Raw genomic sequence first — 19,248 nt, 5'->3', positions numbered from 1 at the left:
CAAGTTCTCCATGAACGTGCACAACACCTCGGACGACACCCTGACCGACCTGGCGTTCTTCGCCGGAGCCTCGTCGGACAAGCTGGGCGAGGACCTCTTCAAGAAGAAGCACGTCGAACTTCAGGCGTACGACCCTGACACCAAGTCGTGGGAGGGCCTCGAAGGCCCCGACGGTGAAGCGGTCGGCTTCGTCGGCTGGACCGACGAGCTGAAGCCCGACTACGAGGTCAACCTGCCGCTGCGCCTCAACGTCAAGGCGAAGGCGCCCGTGGGCTCCGGCTTCTCGCTCGGCGCGAGCCTCTACTCCAGCGGTGAAGGCGAGTGCGAGGGCTTCGGCGAGGTCGCCTACAAGTTCCAGATCGTGAAGTCCGGCACGGACACCGACGGATCCGAGCCGCAGGAAGGCGGCAAGGTCCCGGTCGCGACGGAGAAGCCGTCCAAGGACAACAGCGGGGCCGTCGTCGAGGGCAGCCTCGCCGAGACCGGCTCCAGCTCCGTGGTCCCGACCATCGGGATCGTCGGCGGTATCGCCATCGTCGCCGGAGCGGGTGTCGTCTTCGCGATGAAGCGCCGCCGCGCGAACGGTGCCACGGCGTAGCCCGTAGGCCGAAGAACCCGGAGAGGTCGCTGTGCTTGGAGGGGGGCGCAGCGGCCTCTCTGTCTGTCCGGATGGATGCGCACGGTCGAATGCGGAGTCGATCGAATGCGAAGTCGGTCGCGCACGATCGAACCGGACTCAACCGGCCCGGAGCCAATCGGCGTGGAGTCAGTCCGCTTTCGGCCGGATCTCCGAGGTTTCGGAGCGGCGCGGTACGACCGGTATGCCGAGGAGCGGCAGCCGCAGTTCACCGAAGGCGCCCGCCGGCACCACGGGTACGACCGGGGGCACTGCCGGAATCCGTCGGTACGGTGCGCCCTGGGCGGGGCGGGGGTCCGCCTCTCCCTTGTTGGGCCACATCGACAGGGCCCGTTCCGCCTGGGCCGTGATGGTGAGTGACGGGTTGACGCCCAGGTTCGCCGTGACGGCTGCGCCGTCCACCACCGAGATGTCCGGATATCCGTACAGCCGGTGGTAGGGATCGATCACACCGGAGTCCGCAGATGCTCCGATCGGGCAGCCGCCGAGGAAGTGGGCGGTCAGCGGTGTGCCCATCAGCTCACCCACATTGGAGCCGGCGAAGCCGTTGATCTCCTCGGCGAGCAGCGATGCGGCCCGGGTGGCCGCGGCGATCTGACCCGGGTTGGGTGCTCCATGGCCCTGCCGGGCGGTCAGCAGCCCCTTGCCGAGGCCACCGGGCTTTCGGTAGGTCGTCAGCGAGTTGTCCAGGGACTGCATGACCAGCCCGATGATGGTCCGTTCCGACCAGCGTCGGTTGGAGAGCGAACGAACCGCCCGGACGGGGTGTCTGCCCAGTTGACCGACCCAGCCGCGCACCCGGGCCCGGGTGTTGTAGGGCACCTGGAGGATCGTGAGGAGCCCCATGGCGTTGGAGCCCTTGCCGTAGCGCACCGGTTCGATGTGGGTGTCGGCGTCGGGGTGGATGGACGAGGTGATCGCGACGCCGCGGGTGAAGTCGACCTTCCGTGTGCCGTGGCGCCGACGGTAGCGGCGGTCGTCGGTCTGGGCGCCCACCAGTGCTTCGGAGTTCGTCCGGGTCAGTTCGCCGAGCCGGGTCGAGAGCGCGGGCAGTCGTCCGGTGTCCTTCATCCGGTGCAGCAGGGTCTGGGTGCCGTACGTGCCTGCCGCGACGACGACCCGGGGCGCCGTGAACGTACGTCCCCCACCCCGGCGCCTGCGGTCGCTCGGAACGGTCGTGATGGACAGTCCGCCCCGCGGGTTCTCGGCGACGGCGGTCACGGTCGTCATCGGATGGACCACGGCGCCCGCGCGCTCGGCGAGATGGAGGTAGTTCTCGTTGAGGGTGTTCTTCGCTCCGTGACGGCAGCCGGTCATGCACTCGCCGCACTGGCGGCAGGCGGTGCGGGCGGGGCCGGCGCCGCCGAAGTAGGGGTCGGGCACCTGGGTGCCGGGAGCGACGCGCACGGTCTTGTCGGCGTCGGCGCCGTCGCCGAAGAACACCCCGACCGGAGCCAGGTGGAAGGTGTCCTCGATGCCCATCGCCCTGGCCGTGGCGCGGAGGTGGACGTCGGACGGGGTCACGGTCGGGTTGATCCGTACGCCGAGCATGCGACGTGCCTGGTCGTAGTGCGGGGAGAGTTCCGCCTGCCAGTCGGTGATGTCCTTCCACTGCGGGTCCTGGAAGAACGGCTCGGGCGGTATGTAGAGGGTGTTGGCGTAGTTCAGCGAGCCGCCGCCGACACCCGCGCCGGCCAGCACCATCACTTTGCCGAGCAGATGGATGCGTTGGATGCCGAACAGGCCGAGCTTCGGGGCCCAGAGGAAGTTGCGCAGGTCCCAGGAGTTCTTGGGCAGGGTCTCGCGGGTGAAGCGTCGGCCTGCCTCCAGGACGCCGACCCGGTATCCCTTCTCGGTGAGCCGCAGCGCGGCGACGCAGCCGCCGAAGCCGGAGCCGATCACGATCACGTCGTAGTCGGGGTCGCGGTCGCGGTCGCGGTCGCGGTCGGGGGATCCGTCGGGGGTCGGGGAGGTGCGGTGCTCAGGGGGTGCCTCGGGCATGGCTCTCCTCGTCCGGGAGGTTGGGGTGTGTCCCGGGGGCCGCCGGTTGACCCCCGAAGGTGCCTCAGGGCAGGCGCAGGGCCTTCATCATCCGAAGCGCGCGGCTCATCACGGCGGTGTACTTCCGGTCGTCCATGCCCAGCGACGGTCCGAGGGGCAGGAGTCGCTGCTGGGCCACCGTCTGGGCTTCGGTGTACTTGAGGATGCCCTCCGAACCATGGCGCCGCCCGAGGCCGGAGTCCTTCATCCCGCCCATCGGCGACTGCACGCTCCCGTAGGCCGATGCGTACGCCTCGTTGATGTTGACCGTACCGACGCGCAGTCGGGTGGCGAGTTCATGGCCGCGCTTGCCGTCACGCGTCCAGATGCTGGCGTTCAATCCGTACGGGGTGGCGTTGGCGGCCTCGACCGCCGTGTCCTCGTCGGTGAAGCGGTAGAGGGAGACCACCGGGCCGAAGGTCTCCTCGGCATAGACCGCCATGGGCGGCTCGACCCCGTCCAGGATGGTCGGCTCGTAGAAGTAGGGGCCGATGTCGGGTCGGGCGGTGCCGCCGGCCAGGATGGTGGCGCCCTTGGCGACGGCTTCCTCCACATGTCGGGTCACGGCTGTCAGTTGGCGTTCACCGGCGAGTGAGCCCATGTCCGCCCCGTACGAGAGCGAGTTTCCGAGGCGCATGGCCCGAGTGCGCTCCGCGAACCGTTCGATGAAGCGATCGGCGATGGACTCGTGGACGTAGAGCCGTTCGATGGAGACGCAGAGTTGACCGGCCGATGAGAAGCATGCGCGGACCGCGCCGGCCGCGGCCTGCTCGACGTCCGCGTCATGGAGCACGAGCATCGGGTTCTTGCCGCCGAGTTCCAGTGAGACGCCGATCAGACGGGCCGCCGCGCCCTGGGCGACCTCGCGCCCGGTGCGGGTGGAGCCCGTGAAGGAGACGTAGTCGGCGTGCCGAACCACCTCCGGCCCGACGACGGGCCCCTCCCCCAGGACGATCTGGAACACCTCGGCGGGCAACCCCGCCTCCAGGAGAAGATCGCGGGCCCACAGTGCGGTCAGCGCGGTCTCCGTGTCCGGTTTCATCACCATCGCGTTGCCGGCCACGAACGCCGGGAGCGCATCGCCGATGGAGAGTTCCAGCGGGTAGTTCCAGGGCGCGATCTGGCCGATGACCCCACGGGGCTGACGGAACTCGGTCACCTTCGTCAGTACGGGCACCACGCCCGTGTGGCGTCGGGCGTGCAGATGGGCCGCGGCGCGGCGGCCGTAGTGGCGGGCGGACACGGCCACCGCCTGCACTTCTTCGTGCGCGTGCAGCCGGGCCTTGCCCGTCTCCAACTGGATGAGGTCGAGCACCTCGGCCTGTCGTTCCAGGAGGAGGTCGTGGAAGCGCAGGAGGACCGCGGCACGGGTGCGGATCGAGGTCGCGGCCCAGGCGCCCTGGGCGGCGCGGGCCCGCTCGAAGGCCGTGGCCACGTCAGCGGGTGTCGCCTCGGGCAGATCGGCCAGTTTCGCCCCGGTGAAGGGGGTGTGGTTCGCGGTGCGACGGGAGCCGATGACACCCCGGGTGAGCTGGGCGACCACTTCGGGAGTGACCACGTCGTCTGCGGTGCGCGCACCCGTCGGCGCGGGGGCGATGGGGTTGGTCCCGAGGGGTTTCGACTCCGTCATGAGGCCGAGGGTAACGAGCCCGGGCCCCCTTTGGGTACCCGCGGGTAACACCTTTCGCCCCCTGCCGGCACCGCGCCAGCGATCGCTGGCACATAAGCCCTGATCAGCGGGGTTGCATCGACGAAGCCGCTCGCGAATCGCCGGTTGCGGGAGACATTCGACACCGGCCGCACGCGCCGCCCGAGTGGGTGGGCCCGCTGTCCGACCGCCCTCTCGAACAGCGGGCCGACGGGAAGGAACAGACGGGCCCGGACGCGAGCCGGACCCCCACAGACGGCGAGCCCGGCGCATCAGGGGCAACCCATCAGCGGACGGTTCCTCACAGCTCCTGGATGTCCAGATGCTCCACCACGCGCTCGAACAGTGCGCTGCCCTCCTTGGCCGCCCACCCCTCGGCCGGACCGGAGACCCGCAGCCGCCAGTACACCTCGTTCGCCCCCTCGCCCCTGGCGACGATCCGTTCCTGCCAGCGCATCCGGGCCGGATTGTCGCCGTAGGCGTTGGGCGGCAGGAAGTCGACGGTCGTGTCGAACGCCTTGCTCCCCTGCTGCTCCGTCGCCGCGATCGTCACCTTGGGTTCGTCGATCTCCGTCCCGTTCTCCCCACCCCGCTCGTAGTGGGTGCGCCAGGCGCTCTGGCTCGGCGGCAACTCCTTCTCCACCTCGGCGGTCTCGACCCGCTCCAGATAGATCAGGAACACCCCGCTGGGGTCGTAGTACGTGACGCTCGCCCCCCGGTCCTCCTCGACCCGCTTGTACTCGGACGGCACGGCCATGTTCGCCGCCACCACCTCACGGTCGGAACGGACCTCCCAGCCCTCGGGCATCTGACCGTCCGTCCCGCCGAACGGGTCGACGAGGACAAGGGCGAGGGCGACCGCCACGGCCAACAACCCGCCGCCGAGCCCGTACCGAGCGCCCTTGCTCTGCTGGAGCACCGGCGGCACCCATCGGTTACCTCCGCCGGTCGGGCTCGGCGCGTGCCCCGGAAAGGACTGCGTGGGGTCGTACGCGACCTGCGGTGGCCGGGCAACGCCCTCCAGCGTCTGTCGGATCTCCGCCGCATCGGGCCGCATGGCCGGATCCTTGCGCAACAGCTGCATCACCAACGTGCCCAGCGCACCCGATCCGCGCGAGGGCGTCTGGGGCTCGGCGGCGAGCACGGCCTGCAGGGTCGCCGGGATGTGCGAGCGACGGTAGGGGGACACCCCTTCGACCGCCGCGTACAGCACCACCCCGAGCGACCACAGATCGGACTCCGGGCCCGGACGCTGGCCCAGCACCCGCTCCGGGGCGATGAACTCGGGCGAGCCGACGAAGGCACCGGTCTCCGTCAGCCCCTGCTCACCCTCGATCTGGGCGATGCCGAAGTCGGTGAGGACCACCCGATCGCCCCGGCCCAACAGGACGTTGTCCGGCTTGACATCGCGGTGCAGCACGCCCGCCTCATGGGCGGCGGCCAGCGCCCCGAGCACATCGAGCCCGATCCGGGCGGCCTCCCGGACATCGAGGGTGCCCTCCTGGAGACGGTCGGCAAGGGACTGGCCGTGGACCAACTCCATGACGATCCACGGCTTGCCGTCCTCGACGACGACGTCGTGCATGGTGACCACGGCCGGATGCTCGATGCGAGCCGCGGCGCGGGCCTCGCGCTGCATCCGCAGATAGACCTTCTCCCGTTCCGCGTCGTTCAGGTGGTCGGGGACCCGAGGTTCCTTGACCGCGACCTCGCGGTCCACGACCTCGTCATGGGCCCGCCAGACCGTGCCCATACCGCCGTGGCCGAGCCTGCTGACGAGCCGATAGCGTCCGCCGATCCGACGCCCCTGCTCGGGCCCGCCCACCGGGGGTGGCACCGGTACGGCTGCCGGTGCCGGCGGCGGCGGCACGCTCATGGACTGCGCTGCGCTGTGGTGCTCCGGAGGCGTCGACGGGGGAACGTGCGTGGGGATCTGCGGTGCGTGCGGCGGTCTGAGGTCATAGCTGGTGGGCTCGTTCCCCCGGCCCCGGTTGTTCGTCATGCACACATCCTGGTCACTTTTCAGCCGTGAACGCTACGGCCGCCGTACAGCGGATGCAGAGCCGTGACAGTTGACGCCGAGGCATTCCACCAGCGGGGCAGGACGTCAGCTCGGGGGGCGCCAGCTGCGCAGCACCGTGTTGAACTGCTCCTCGGTGGTCCCCCAGTCCTCGGCCGGGCCGGACATGTACAGCGCGTACTCCGTGCCGTCCGCGCCGAAGTACATCTGGTCGACGGCCCGTCGTGGGCCGGGGAAGGTCTCCTTCTCGTTCCAGGTGAACTCCCACAGCGCCGACTTCGTCTGGTCCCGGAAGAGATTGGGCTCCAGCGTGACGCGCTGGTAGTCGGGAAGCTTCGCGAGGACCTTCTCCAGATCCAGCATGTGCGCGTGCGGATGGTCGTAGTCGGGTGAGGTGTCGATCCCGATCCGCAGGAGGTGCCGACCGCCATCGGGGGTGTAGTCGATCTGAGCACCCTGCACCCGACGCTCCCAACCATCCGGTACGAGCAGGCTGAAACCGGCCGGGTCTTCCACCCTGCGCCAGCCGTCCGGCACCTCCTGGGAGCCCTGAGGGGTGCGGGATGCCTCAGGTGCCTGTGCGACGGGACTTGGCGGCGGCTGGGACGCCTTGGCCTTCGGTGTCAGCCCGGACTCCTTGGGCGTCGACTCCGCCGTGACCTGCGGGGTCGCCGACTTCACCGTCTGCTCACGCTGTTGGTCGAAGTAGACGAACCCGGCGATTCCGGCACCGGTGCCGATGACCACCGCGAGCGCGATGACGACCAGGGACGTCCGTACGCCCGTTCTCCGCGGACGCTCGGGCGTCGGCAGGGGATGCGGCGCGTACGGCGTGTGGGTGGCCGGAGTCGGCGCGTTCATGGGAGGCGGCGGTACCGGGTGGTGCGGTTGGTTCAGCTGCGTCAGGGTCCGAGTGGACGGCTGGGGGGCGAACACCGCAGCGGGGTTCTGGCCGTCCAGGGCCGCCTGGAGCATCCGTTCCGTCTCCTGCAACGACGGCCTGGCCGCCGGGTCCTTCTGCAACAGGGCCATGACCACGGGAGCGAGCGGCCCGGCCTGGTGTGGATGGGCGGGCTCCTCGTCGATCACCGCCTGCATGGTCGTCAACGGCGATGTGCGCCGAAACGGAGAAGTGCCCTCCAGGACCGTGTAGAGCGTCGCGCCCAGCGACCAGAGGTCGGACGCGGCGCCAGGGTCGGCGCCGCGCACCCGCTCGGGCGCCAAATAGTCGAGGGACCCGACGATCTCACCGGTCCTGGTGATCGTGGAGTCCCCCTCGATGGCGGCGATGCCGAAGTCGGTTATGCGGGCCCGCCCGTCCGGGCCCAACAGGATGTTCGCAGGCTTCACATCCCGGTGGAGGACACCCGCGGCATGAGCTGCGCCCAGCGCCCGCAACACCTCAAGGCCGATCCGGGCCACCTCACGCGCCGGCAGCGCGCCCGCAGGCCCCTGCGCCACGGCGGCATCGGCGAGCGAGGGGCCGTCCACGTACTCCATGACGATCCAGGGCCGACCGTCGTGGTCGAGCACGTCGTGCACGGTCACCACACCCGGGTGGCTGATGCGTGCGGCAGCACGCGCCTCGGTCCGCGTACGGGTGTGCAGTACGGCACGGTCCGCCTCGGTGGCGTACATTCCGGCCGTCATTTCCTTGATGGCGACGACCCGGTGCAACACCTCGTCATGAGCGCGCCACACCTGGCCCATTCCGCCACGACCGATGGCCTCCGCCAGTCGATAGCGCCCCGCCAGCACCAGACCTGAGCCAATGCCCTGAGAGTGCACGGCGTCGCCACCGCGTTGAGCGTTTTCCACGATTCCCCCGCCCCGTTCCTGGGGACCCAGAGTACGGAAGACATGGCCGAGAAGGATCAGGTGGGTTGCACCAACTGTCCTATGCCTTCGGGCCGTCGGCGGCGACGGGGAATGCCCCCTGCTCAAAGCCCGTTGCCGACACGACCGTCGAGGGCCGCACCAAAAGCCCGGGGCGGCCGAAGGTCAACTGGAAGCGCGATAGCTGTCCGCAGCCTCGCGGTACGCCTCATTGATCTTGTCCCGTTGATCGTCGGGACCGATCACCTGCACCACGTGGTAGCGGCCGTCGAGGATCATCGCCAGATTGCGGACGAAGACGTTCCGGCCATTGGTGTCCTCCCAGGTGTACTGCCCCTCGGCCATGACCCGCTGGCCCACCTCGATCCGCCGCTGACCGGTCACCCCGGCCCAGGACGAGTCACGGAAGGGCTGGAGCTCACGCTCCTTGTCCTGCTGGTAGACCATCGGGTCGTCGCCACTCGTCTGCACACTGTCACGGCCCGGAACGATGATGAGGGTGAAGTCGCCGTTGCTGTAACGGACCTGGCCGATGTCATTCATCGGACGGCGCTCCCAGCCCTTGTTCACGACGACCTGGAAGTCCTCGGGGTCCTTGCGCAGGACATACCCGGTGGGCAGATCGCCTGCGCTCGGCGGTGATGTCTGGGGCTGCTGCGAGCGGGGGCTCTCCGTCGGCTTCGCCGGTCCGGAGGTCGAAGTGCGACCCGGGTCGGGGCTCTGCCCGGACGGCGCCGGTTGGGTGGCCTGCGGTCCCGTGGTGCCCTGGGGGGCGGTACGGTCCTGCTCTTCGGACTTCGGCATGAAGAACAGGGCGTAGGCGACGGCCCCTGCCAGCAGCAACAGTATGAGCATCAGCAGGGTGCGGCCGAGCGCCCCCGGTCCGCGACGCTTCTCACGCGGCTTCTTGTGGCGGTGCCGCCCGTGCACCATCTCCGAGTTCGTACGCCGCCGCCGGACCAGCTCACCGCGGCGGCGGATGACGGGAAGCCTGCTGCTATCCGGTTTGATGGACGGCGAGGGAACCGGTACGACATCCACACCGGCCTCGGGCTCGGGCGCTGAGCGCACCAGGGAACGCAGCCAGCCGCGCAATTCCTCGAAGTCCGGGCGCTCGGTGGGGTCCTGACGCAGCAGGGACTCGACGATCGGACGCAGCGCCCCGCACTCCTCGGCGAAGGCAGGCGGCTCCGAGCAGACGAGTTGCACCAACTCGGCCGCGTTCTCCTCGGGGTACGGGGCGTGGCCCTGGACGCACCGGTAGAGCAGGGCGCCCAGCGCCCAGAGGTCGGTGGCCGGGCCCACCGGGGCCGCCAACTGCCAGTTCTCATGGACCGGGCCGGCCTGCTCGGGGGCCCAGCGCTCGGTCACGGCACCGACGACCGTGATCCTGGCCTGCCGGGCGCGCTCCGCCGCCAAGGGGGTCGCCGGCCCATGGTGGACGGGGACTTCCACGTCGGCCCGGACCTGGTCCCAACCCACCGGGGTCGGCGGGGCGACGGCGGGCAGGCTCGAATGGCGCTGGGCGTCGGCGCGCATCGCCTCGCCGCCCGCTCCGCCGCGGCCGTCCCAACCGCCTGCGGCCGAGATGGCCCGTGTGGTCGGGGTGCGCGGCGCGGGCAGTGCCCTGAAATCGGCTTCGCCGTCCGGGCCTTGACCCAGGACTCGATCGCCTTCGGACTGCTCCTCCTGGCCGTGCCCGGTGGACTGATCCGGCGACTGGCCCGGGAGCTGGTCTGCGGACCGGCTCGGCGGCAGTTGCCGAACGCCGTAGGGGTCGCTGTTGCGATGGGGGTTGTGGCGTGGTTCGAATCCACCGCCTGCGGGCAGCGGCGGCGGGCCGTCCTGCCCGGGGAAGGGGGCGTCCTGCCAGGTGCCGGTGAGGCGGAGCCGTCCGGGCCGGTCTGATTCCTGGTCGCCCTGATCGCCGTGGTCTTCGTGATCGTCGTGCTCGTCCTGCCCGTCGCGCTGGACGGGTTCCCTGGTGAGGTCGCTGGGCTTCCGCGCCCACCAGTCGGGGTCGTGGCCCGTCTGCACCGGAGGCCCGCCGAGATGCTGGTCCTCCGAGATGCGTGCCGCGGCCTGTGCGCCCGCGCGGTAGGCGGCTATCGCACCGGCGCGGGCGGCCCGTGCGTCGGGCACTCCTGCCAGCGGGTCTTCGCCCGGCCGGGACGCATAGGGGTGCACCAGACCGGGGTCGGCAGGTATGCCGTAGGGGCTCGGCGGGCCCCCGCGGTCATCGTCCGGGGAGTCGTAGCGTTCGTACGGGTCGTCGCCGTGATCCGTGGGGCCCGCGCCCTGGGTCGGGACGAAGCCGCCATAGGGATCGGCCTCTTCGCCCGCGCGGTATCCGCCGCGGTCGCCCCCCGGAACGTCCTCGTGGGCATCTTCATGGGCGGCGTACACCCCGCCGTAGCCGCCGTGTTCGTCGTATCCGTCAGGCTCCGCAGGGCCGGCATGACCCGGATGACCTTCGTGATCGGCGTCGCGTTCGGCGTACTCGTACTCGCCACCGTCGCCGTACTCGTCTTCGCCGCCGCTGTACTCGTCGCCACCCTCGTACTCATCGAGCGAGGACTCAAGCGCCGCGGGCTCCGGGAACTCCTGGGGAATCGGCGAGTAGCCGCACAGGGCCTCCTCGGCGGCGCCGGCCGCCAACCCGGTGAGGACGACCCTGCCGTCGTCACAGACCAGGACCGTGCGCACCGTGATGTTCCGATGGGTCCAACCGTGGGCGTGCAGCACCATCAGCGCGGTCAGTACGTCGGAGGCGACCTCGGCGGCCCGGTACGGGCCCAGTGGACGCTCGGCGAGCAGGGCGGCCAGCGGCCTCGCGGCGACGCGTTCACTCACTATCCACAGCGAACCCGCTTCGGCGAAGACGTCGAAGACCTGGTCTAGCCGCGGGTGGTCGGGGATCCTGGCCGCGGCCTGCGCGGCTTCGATGGCGCGCGCCACCGAGGGGTCCGTGGCATCGCGCACGGAGCGCCCGAGGGCTCCGCGTCGGGGGGCGACAGCGGCCATGAGACCGTCGGCGTCGACGACCTCGGCTTCGACGATCTCCGGCAGCGGCACCTGTCGAACGAGGACTTCTTGCCCGCTGTAGGTGTCGAACGCCCTGGTCTCCGCCAGTTCGTACTCGTCCGACGGCGGTAGGGGCAGGCGGTACCGGTCGGCGAGCACCCTGCCCGCGTACTCGTCCATGTCGCCTCCCCGCAAGCCTGCCGCACCGTCTTCGACTGTCTTTCAACGTGCTTCCGGGAGCTGCGGCCAAACCCCGGACCCACTATTTGGTCAATACCCGTCAGTTCCGGTCACTCAACGGCATGGAGCGGCTGCGGACCGTCCGCGCGCTCTCACGATACGTGGCCCGCCTCAATCCTTGGGTGCGAATGTGGCGAACGCCGTCTTACGGAGCGTGTCGCACTCCGCGGCGTCCCATCCGGCCACTGGACAAGTGATCATGATGGAGTATCCGCGGCGGGCGTCGACCTTGAACCCCCGGTTGAGTATCCGAACGCGCTGCCCCTGCTGCTCGCGCTCGAACTCCCAATCGGCGACCGTCGGATAGCCCTTGTACTCGACGGTCCTTATGCCCCGGTGCACATACCCTCTGCTGGTCGCGTTGACTGCCGCGACCGCGGCGCTCCAGGCGGCTTTGGCATCGTCCTTGGGGCTGTCGTTGAAGTCCACCTGGAGTCGCGGGAAGCCACCGTTCTCGCTGAATATGGCGCCTGAGTTCAGCCCCGCCGTGCCGGTGCGCTTGAAGCCCTTCGGCATGGCGATGGTGAAGTGGAACTCGTCGTCGGAGACCAGGGCGTACCCGGCCGGCAGGCCGTTCCCGGCGGGCAGGGAGGTGCTGGGCTTCGTGGACGGCTTGGGATTGCTGCCCTGTCCGGCGCCCGGGCTCTGGTCCGCGCCCTTCGTGGGCTGCTTGCCGTCCTCCTTGCCGGTCTCGCCGCTCGTCCCCGGGGCACCCGTCTTGGACTCCTGGGTGGTGGCGGACGTGGTTGACTCCGGCTTCGCCTGCGGGTCCTTGTCGTCGTCGGTGCCGTTGATGACGGCGAACACCACACCGGCGATCACCGCGAGGGCCACCACGATCGCCACGATGACCAGGGTGCGTCGCGGTACGACGTCGGTGATCGCGGCACGACCCGCGGCCCGCTGCACGGGCGGGGTCGAGGGCTTGGGCGGCGTCGTCCCCCCGTCCTGCTGCCTGGCGCTGGCGTTGGTGTCCGGCTCCTTGGCCAAGGCGGCGCCGGACGCTGCGCCCGACGCACCGCGGCGAGGGTCGGTCGCCGGGTCCTGCGGGACGACCGGAGGGGGCGGGAGCGGTGGTGGCGCGCTCGGGAGGACCATGGCGCGGGTGGCGTCCCGCGGCGGCTCGGGCGCCGGCGGCGGGGCGTACACCACCTTGGTGAGCAGGGCCCGGGCACCTGCGTCGTCCAGGCGTTGTGCCGGATCCTTGGCCAGCAGACCGTAGATGACCTCTTCCAGCGGGCCTGCGTTCTTCGGCGGGTCGAGCGGCTCGGTCATCACCGCGGTGAGCGTCGCGATCGCCGAGCCCTTGTCGTACGGAGGGCAGCCTTCGACGCTCGCGTAGATCAGCCCGCCGAGCGACCAGAGGTCGGCCGCGGGCCCCGGTCGATGGCCGCGCGCCCGCTCCGGCGAGATGTACGAGGGCGCCCCGACGAGCATGCCGGTGGAGGTGATCGACGGATCGCCCTCGACCTGGGCGATCCCGAAGTCGGTGAGCACGACCCGCCCGTCCTCGGCGATCAGCACATTGGACGGCTTTACATCGCGGTGCAGGATGCCTTCACGATGGGCGGAGCGCAGGACGTCCAGGATCGCGAGTCCCACTTCGGCGGCGCGATGCGGAGTGAGGGTGCCGTCCTCGCGGATCGCCTCGGCGAGGGACTTGCCCTCCACCAACTCCATCACGATCCAGGGCCGGTCGTCCTCGTCGACGACGTCGAAGACCGTCACGGCGTTGTTGTTGCGGATACGGGCGATGGCCTTGGCCTCGCGCAGCGTCCGGGTGATCAGCCGGCGCTTCTCCTCGTCGTCGATGCTGGTGGGGAAGCGCAGTTCCTTGACGGCGACGGTGCGGTCGAGGGTCTCGTCGACCGCTCGCCAGACGGTGCCCATCCCGCCGCGCCCGAGCACTCCGCCGAGCCGGTACCGGCCGGCGAGCAGTCGCCCTTCGGAGTCCTGGCGTCCGCCGCCCGAGGCCGAGCCCCGCCCGGAGTTGCGGCCCGCGCGGTCCGAATCCCTGGACGCCTTGCCGACGGACTCGCCCCGGGCCGCGGGCGCGTCCCCAGGGGAGTCCTGCGGGCTGTCCTGGTGGGACGTCACTTCCTTACCGGCTGCGCGGCCTTCGCCCGTGGCGCGGTCCGTCGATCCGTCTCGGGCCGGAGCTTCCCTGTCGGAGGCCGATGCGGGATCGGCGGGCAGCCCCTCGTCGGACGGGTTTGCACCCGTTCCACCGCTAGAGCGCTCGCCGTCGTCCGTAGACACTCCGGTGTCGGGCGCTTCAGGACGCGCGGAGGACCGGTAGGTGCCATCGGCCTGTCGATCGCCCTTTTTCACCGAGATGGATTTGCTGCCGGTCGCCTGCCGGGGCACCCGAGTCGATTCGTCCGAACCGGAGGCATACGGCGCGGCTTTGTCCCCGCCCTGGGCTCCGGCCTCGTCCGCTGTTTCCAGCCGGCCTCCGGAGGTACCGGATGCCTTCCCTCCGGCCGCGAAACGGCCTGAGGCGACTGCCGACGGAACATCAGATTCCGATTGCGCGTCGGCCTTGGGTTCGGCCTTGGCGTCGTCCCTCGACGCCGAGTCGGCGGCGTTGGCGTCGGCGTCGGCGTCGGCCGACGCTCCCCGCGCACCGGAGGTCTTCGTCCCGAGCTTCACGCCTGCCTCCGCGCCGGAGCCTTGGCCACTGCGCTCTGGCGACTGCGCCGCCGTACCGGCCTCCCCCGACGCCGCGTCAGCCCGCTCACCGGAACCAGTGTGAGAACGACCCGCATCGTCCCGCTGAGAGCTGGACGCCTTGGGCTCCTTCGACTTGTCCCGCTGGGGCTCCCGCGACTGTTCCGCCTCCGACATGCGTCCCCTCTGCGATCCATGATCTTCGCCCGCGCCTGCCGCTCCCGCGCGATGCGGTAACACGCCCTGGCAGAGGCTTCATTGTCCCTCACCCCGGGATCGGCATCTCTCCCGGGTCCGCGGAGCACCGGGCACAACCCCGAAGTCGGGGGCCACCCACAGTGTCAACGCTCGACATGCGGCTCGCGGTTCAGACGGTCACCGCCGCAGGCTCCGCGCGGACCGGGATCGCCAGAGCAACAGGATCACAACGGGGGCGCAATCACAAGGGCACGATGTCGGGTGCGCCCAACCTCGCAGCGTCCGCGGTCAGATCGTCAGGCTGCCGCTGCGATTCGCGTTCCGCTTCGACCCGCTTCTTGTAGTGGGCGACCTCCTTGTCGATCTGCCCCTCGTCCCACCCCAGAACCGATGCCATCAGCCCGGCGCACTCCCGCGCACTGCGCACACCCCGGTCGAAGGTCTCTATCGAGATCCGAGTACGCCGGGTGAGCACATCGTCCAGATGCCTCGCCCCTTCGTGGGAGGCGGCGTAGACGACCTCGGCCCTGAGATAGTCGTCGGCGCCGGTGAGCGGCTCGCCCAGGGAGGGGTCATCCGCTATCAGGGCCAACACCTCCTCCGTCAGGGAACCGAACCTGTTGAGCAGGTGCTCCACGCGAACCACGTGCAGACCGGTGCGCGCCGCGATCCTGGCGCGGGCGTTCCACAGGGCCGTGTAACCCTCGGCACCGACCAACGGCACGTCCTCGGTGACACAGTCGGCGACCCGCTGGTCGAGCCCGTGCACCGCCGCGTCCACCGCGTCCTTCGCCATCACCCGGTAGGTCGTGTACTTCCCTCCGGCGACCACGACGAGCCCGGGGACGGGATGGGCGACGGTGTGTTCGCGCGAGAGTTTGCTGGTGGCGTCCGACTCCCCGGCGAGCAGCGGCCTCAGCCCCGCGTACACCCCTTGGACTTCATCGCGGGTCAACGGCACGGCGAGGACGGAGTTGACGTGCTCCAGCAGATAGTCGATGTCGGCGCTGGAGGCGGCGGGATGCGCCTTGTCTAGGTCCCAGTCGGTGTCCGTCGTGCCCACGATCCAGTGGCGCCCCCACGGAATGACGAAGAGGACCGACTTCTCCGTGCGCAGGATCAAGCCGGTGGTGGAGTGGATGCGGTCCTTCGGGACCACGAGGTGGATGCCCTTCGACGCCCGTACATGGAACTGTCCGCGCTCGCCGATCAGGGCCTGGGTGTCGTCCGTCCACACCCCGGTGGCGTTGACGATCTGCTTGGCCCGGATCTCGTACTCGCCGCCTGCCTCCACGTCCTGCACCCGGGCACCGACGACCCGCTCGCCCTCACGGAGGAAGCCGACCACCCGTGATCGGCTGGCGACCTGCGCCCCATAGCTCGCGGCCGTGCGCACCAGGGTCTCGACGAAGCGGGCGTCGTCCATCTGGGCGTCGTAGTACTGCAGGGCGCCGACCAGCGCGTCCTTTCGAAGGCAAGGGGCGACCCGTAGGGCGTGGCGGCGCGAGAGATGGCGATGGGTGGGCAGGCCACGGCCGTGGCCCGAGGACACCGACATCGCGTCGTAGAGCGCGACGCCGGATCCGGCGTAGAGCCGCTCCCAGCCCTTGTGCTGCAAGGGGTAGAGGAAGGGCACCGGTTTGACCAGGTGGGGGGCCAGTCGCTCCAGCAGCAGGCCCCGCTCCTTGAGTGCCTCACGGACGAGGGCGAAGTCCAGCATCTCCAGATAGCGCAGTCCGCCGTGGATGAGCTTGCTGGAGCGACTCGATGTGCCCGAAGCCCAGTCCCGAGCCTCGACGAGCCCGGTGGAGAGCCCTCTCGTCACCGCGTCCAGTGCAGTGCCCGCGCCGACCACTCCGGCGCCGACCACCAGCACGTCCAGTTCCCGCTCGGCCATGCTGGCGAGCGCCTGAACGCGCTCTTCGGGTCCCAGTCTCGCTGTCTTCACTGCGATGCCTCCCGTCGCCCCCGCGTACCCCTGCCGGGGTCCGTGGCCCCGCTGTCGAACTTCGCTTGGACCGTCTGCCCACGGACCCGCGGTCCATGGGTCTGGCCGGCCAGGCGCAAGCCCGTACGGCCGGGCGTCCGGTGCCCGGACCGGCCGGACCCTTCGACCGGGACCGGCGAGGACCCGGATGGCCCGGGCCTGCGCGGGACCCGTGGTCCATGGGCCCATGAGCGCCGACCGGCCGGGCACAGGTCCCCGCGGTCAGGCTCACACCATCGATTCTGTCCGCACTCTCCGACTTCAGCCACCGCCTGTGGATAACACTCGCCCACCCATGAGCCCGCAATGCCGCATATCGGTCATATTTACGCCTAGTCTGACATTGCGCACCGCCCGTTTCGCCCACAGGGCTTGCGTCAACGCTCCCCTCCGGCTATGGGAAGGACGGCCAACGCCATGCCCGCAGATCTTGCCGTCATCGGACTCGGACACCACGGCCTACCCCTCGCCCAGGCCGCCGTCACCGCCGGTATCGAAACCATCGGCTACGCCCCCGACCCCCGGCACCTGACCGAACCAGCGGCGGGCCGCACCCCCGCCGACATCCGCAAGATGTTCTCGGGCGGCTTCAGAACCGTCACCGACCCGGCCGAACTCGGTCGCGTACGAACAGCCGCCATCTGCGTGCCCACCCCACCGGACGGACAGGGCGACCTCGACCTCAGCGCCCTCGGCGACGCGGCGCGCGCCCTCGCCGCCCGGCTCCGCCCCCACACCACGGTGCTGCTCGAATCCGCCGTCCAACCCGGGACGACCGAAACCTTCCTCCGCCCCCTCCTGGAAGCGGGCTCCGGCCTGCGGGCCGGGCGGGACTTCCACCTCGCCTACTCCCCCGGCCGCACCGACCCCGGCAGCCGGACCCACGACTACGCCAACACCCCCAAGGTCATCGGCGGCCTCACCCCCGCCTGCACCGAATCCGCCGCCGCCTTCTACAGCCGGCTCACCGACAAGGTCGTCCGCGCCCGCGGACCACGCGAGGCGGAGACCGTACAGGTCCTGGAGACCAACTTCCGACACGTCAATATCGCCCTCGTCAACGAGATGGCCGTCCTCTGCCATGAACTCGGCGTCGACCTCTGGGACGTCATCCGCTGCGCCGAGACCAAGCCCTACGGCTTCCTGCCCTTCCGACCCGGCCCGGGGGTCGGCGGCCACGGTGTCCCGCTGGACCCCGGAAACCTGCCACACCCCGGTCGACCGCTGCGGATGGTCGGTCTCGCCCGGGAGATCAACACCCGGATGCCGCAGTACGTCAGCCAGCGGTGCGCCACCCTCCTCAACGAGTACGGCAAGTCAGCGCGCGGCGCCCGGGTCCTACTGCTCGGCGTGACCTACAAACCCGACCTGGGCGACCTCCAGGGCTCCCCCGCCCCCGAGATCGCCCGCCGACTGATGGATCTGGGCGCGTCCGTCAGCTACCACGACCCCTATGTGCAGGACTGGCGGGTGGGAGAGCGACCCGTACCGCGTGCCGATTCCCTGTACGAGGCCGCAGCAGGAGCCGACCTGACCGTGCTGCTCCAACAGCATCGGACCTACGACCTGCAAGGACTCTCGGTCAAGGCCCAACTGCTCCTCGACACCCGGGGAGCCACCCCGGTGGGCGCCGCACATCGGCTGTGACCTCCTGAGCGCACCCCTGGGCGCACCCCCTGAGCGGACGCCGCACGGGCGGACGGCGAAGGGCCCGGCACCCCTCCAACGAGGTGCCGGGCCCTTCGTACGACTCGAACCGTCCACCGCCGGCCCGCCAGGCCACCGATGTCGGTGCCGGAAGTCAGCGCCGGTGCTGGGAGTCGGCCACCGTCACCTCGACGCGCTGGAACTCCTTGAGTTCGCTGTAGCCCGTGGTCGCCATGGCGCGGCGGAGCGCACCGAAGAAGTTCATCGAGCCGTCGGGGGTATGCGAGGGGCCGGTGAGGACCTCCTCGGTCGTGCCCACGATGCCCAGGTCCACGAGCTTGCCCCGCGGCACGTCCTCGTGGACGGCTTCCATGCCCCAGTGACGGCCCTTGCCCGGGGCGTCCGTGGCACGGGCCAGCGGGGAACCGATCATCACCGAGTCCGCACCGCACGCGATGGCCTTCGGCAGGTCGCCGGACCAGCCCACTCCGCCGTCGGCGATGACGTGCACATAGCGACCGCCGGACTCGTCCATGTAGTCACGCCGGGCCGCTGCGACATCCGCGACCGCGGTGGCCATCGGCACCTGGATGCCCAGCACGTTGCGCGTGGTGTGCGCGGCTCCACCGCCGAAGCCCACCAGCACACCCGCAGCGCCGGTACGCATCAGATGGAGGGCAGCCGTGTAGGTGGCGCACCCGCCGACGATGACCGGCACGTCCAGTTCGTAGATGAACTGCTTGAGGTTGAGCGGTTCGGCGGCACCCGAAACGTGCTCGGCGGAGACCGTGGTGCCGCGGATGACGAAGATGTCCACACCCGCGTCGACGACGGCCTTGGAGAACTGCGCGGTCCGCTGCGGAGACAGCGCCGCGGCCGTCACCACGCCCGAGTCACGGACTTCCTTGATGCGCTGTCCGATCAGTTCTTCCCTGATCGGGGCCTCGTAGATCTCCTGGAGACGACGGGTCGCGGCCTCAACCGGCAACTCGGCGATCTCGTCGAGGAGCGACTGCGGGTCCTCGTAACGCGTCCAGAGGCCCTCAAGGTTCAGTACGCCGACGCCTCCCAGCTCACCGATGCGGATCGCGGTGCTCGGCGAGACCACGGAGTCCATGGGAGCGGCAAGGAAGGGCAGCTCAAAGCGGTAGGCATCGATCTGCCAGGCGATCGAGACCTCCTTCGGGTCGCGCGTGCGCCGGCTCGGTACGACGGCGATGTCATCGAATGCGTACGCCCTGCGACCGCGCTTGCCGCGCCCGATCTCGATCTCAGTCACCTTGTGTGGCCTTTCCCTCTAC

General features: G+C 70.2%; 10 protein-coding genes. 2 read left to right on the top strand and 8 right to left on the bottom strand.

Features of this window, described 5'->3' with window-relative positions; translation table 11 throughout:
• Positions 1–10 precede the first annotated feature (10 nt).
• Positions 11–598, top strand: a complete 588-nt coding sequence (locus tag OID54_RS23080) for an LPXTG cell wall anchor domain-containing protein (RefSeq protein ID WP_329022310.1) — start codon at positions 11–13, stop codon at positions 596–598.
• 168 nt (positions 599–766) lie between these two features.
• Here OID54_RS23080 and OID54_RS23075 read toward each other — a convergent pair whose 3' ends face one another.
• The 7 genes from OID54_RS23075 to OID54_RS23045 all read right to left on the bottom strand — a co-directional run bounded on the left by OID54_RS23075 (position 767) and on the right by OID54_RS23045 (position 16,261).
• Positions 767–2,638 carry a GMC family oxidoreductase gene (locus OID54_RS23075; RefSeq protein WP_329022308.1) on the bottom strand — a complete coding sequence of 624 codons (1,872 nt, stop codon included), beginning with the start codon at positions 2,636–2,638 and terminating at the stop codon, positions 767–769.
• Between the two features lie 64 nt (positions 2,639–2,702).
• Positions 2,703–4,307: a succinic semialdehyde dehydrogenase gene (locus OID54_RS23070; protein WP_329022306.1), complete on the bottom strand. Its 1,605-nt coding sequence runs from the start codon at positions 4,305–4,307 to the stop codon at positions 2,703–2,705.
• A gap of 319 nt (positions 4,308–4,626) precedes the next feature.
• Entirely contained in the window at positions 4,627–6,327 is a 1,701-nt protein-coding gene (locus OID54_RS23065) for a serine/threonine-protein kinase (RefSeq protein WP_329022305.1), read from the bottom strand.
• 105 nt (positions 6,328–6,432) lie between these two features.
• Positions 6,433–8,163, bottom strand: a complete 1,731-nt coding sequence (locus OID54_RS23060; protein ID WP_329022303.1) for a serine/threonine-protein kinase — start codon at positions 8,161–8,163, stop codon at positions 6,433–6,435.
• A gap of 183 nt (positions 8,164–8,346) precedes the next feature.
• Positions 8,347–11,385: a serine/threonine protein kinase gene (locus tag OID54_RS23055; protein ID WP_329022301.1), complete on the bottom strand. Its 3,039-nt coding sequence runs from the start codon at positions 11,383–11,385 to the stop codon at positions 8,347–8,349.
• A gap of 171 nt (positions 11,386–11,556) precedes the next feature.
• Positions 11,557–14,292, bottom strand: coding sequence for a protein kinase domain-containing protein (locus OID54_RS23050; protein WP_329022299.1), 2,736 nt, complete (start codon positions 14,290–14,292; stop codon positions 11,557–11,559).
• Between the two features lie 262 nt (positions 14,293–14,554).
• On the bottom strand, positions 14,555–16,261 hold the full coding sequence (locus OID54_RS23045) for a glycerol-3-phosphate dehydrogenase/oxidase (protein ID WP_329022298.1): 1,707 nt from the start codon (positions 16,259–16,261) through the stop codon (positions 14,555–14,557).
• Positions 16,262–16,717: 456 nt separating this feature from the next.
• On the opposite strand from OID54_RS23045, the gene OID54_RS23040 reads away from it, so the two are divergent.
• Positions 16,718–17,947, top strand: coding sequence for a nucleotide sugar dehydrogenase (locus OID54_RS23040; protein WP_329022297.1), 1,230 nt, complete (start codon positions 16,718–16,720; stop codon positions 17,945–17,947).
• A 154-nt stretch (positions 17,948–18,101) separates the two neighbouring features.
• Here the strand turns inward: OID54_RS23040 and OID54_RS23035 are convergent, their stop codons facing one another.
• Positions 18,102–19,226 (bottom strand): GuaB3 family IMP dehydrogenase-related protein, encoded by a 1,125-nt coding sequence (locus tag OID54_RS23035; protein ID WP_329022296.1) that lies wholly within the window; start codon positions 19,224–19,226, stop codon positions 18,102–18,104.
• Positions 19,227–19,248: the final 22 nt, after the last annotated feature.

Origin of the sequence: Streptomyces sp. NBC_00690 (genome assembly GCF_036226685.1) — a bacterium.
Taxonomy (GTDB): Bacteria; Actinomycetota; Actinomycetes; order Streptomycetales; family Streptomycetaceae; genus Streptomyces.
The sequence above is the reverse complement of the archived record's forward strand: the minus strand, read 5'-3'. Positions and strand labels throughout refer to the sequence as shown.

Excerpts from the sequence above, each read along its gene's own strand:
- OID54_RS23070 (WP_329022306.1), bottom strand. The coding sequence starts at position 4,307 with ATGACGGAGTCGAAACCCCTCGGGACCAACCCCATCGCCCCCGCGCCG.
- OID54_RS23065 (WP_329022305.1), bottom strand. The coding sequence starts at position 6,327 with ATGACGAACAACCGGGGCCGGGGGAACGAGCCCACCAGCTATGACCTC.
- OID54_RS23075 (WP_329022308.1), bottom strand. The coding sequence starts at position 2,638 with ATGCCCGAGGCACCCCCTGAGCACCGCACCTCCCCGACCCCCGACGGA.
- OID54_RS23080 (WP_329022310.1), top strand. The coding sequence starts at position 11 with ATGAACGTGCACAACACCTCGGACGACACCCTGACCGACCTGGCGTTC.
- OID54_RS23055 (WP_329022301.1), bottom strand. The coding sequence starts at position 11,385 with ATGGACGAGTACGCGGGCAGGGTGCTCGCCGACCGGTACCGCCTGCCC.
- OID54_RS23050 (WP_329022299.1), bottom strand. The coding sequence starts at position 14,292 with ATGTCGGAGGCGGAACAGTCGCGGGAGCCCCAGCGGGACAAGTCGAAG.
- OID54_RS23040 (WP_329022297.1), top strand. The coding sequence starts at position 16,718 with ATGCCCGCAGATCTTGCCGTCATCGGACTCGGACACCACGGCCTACCC.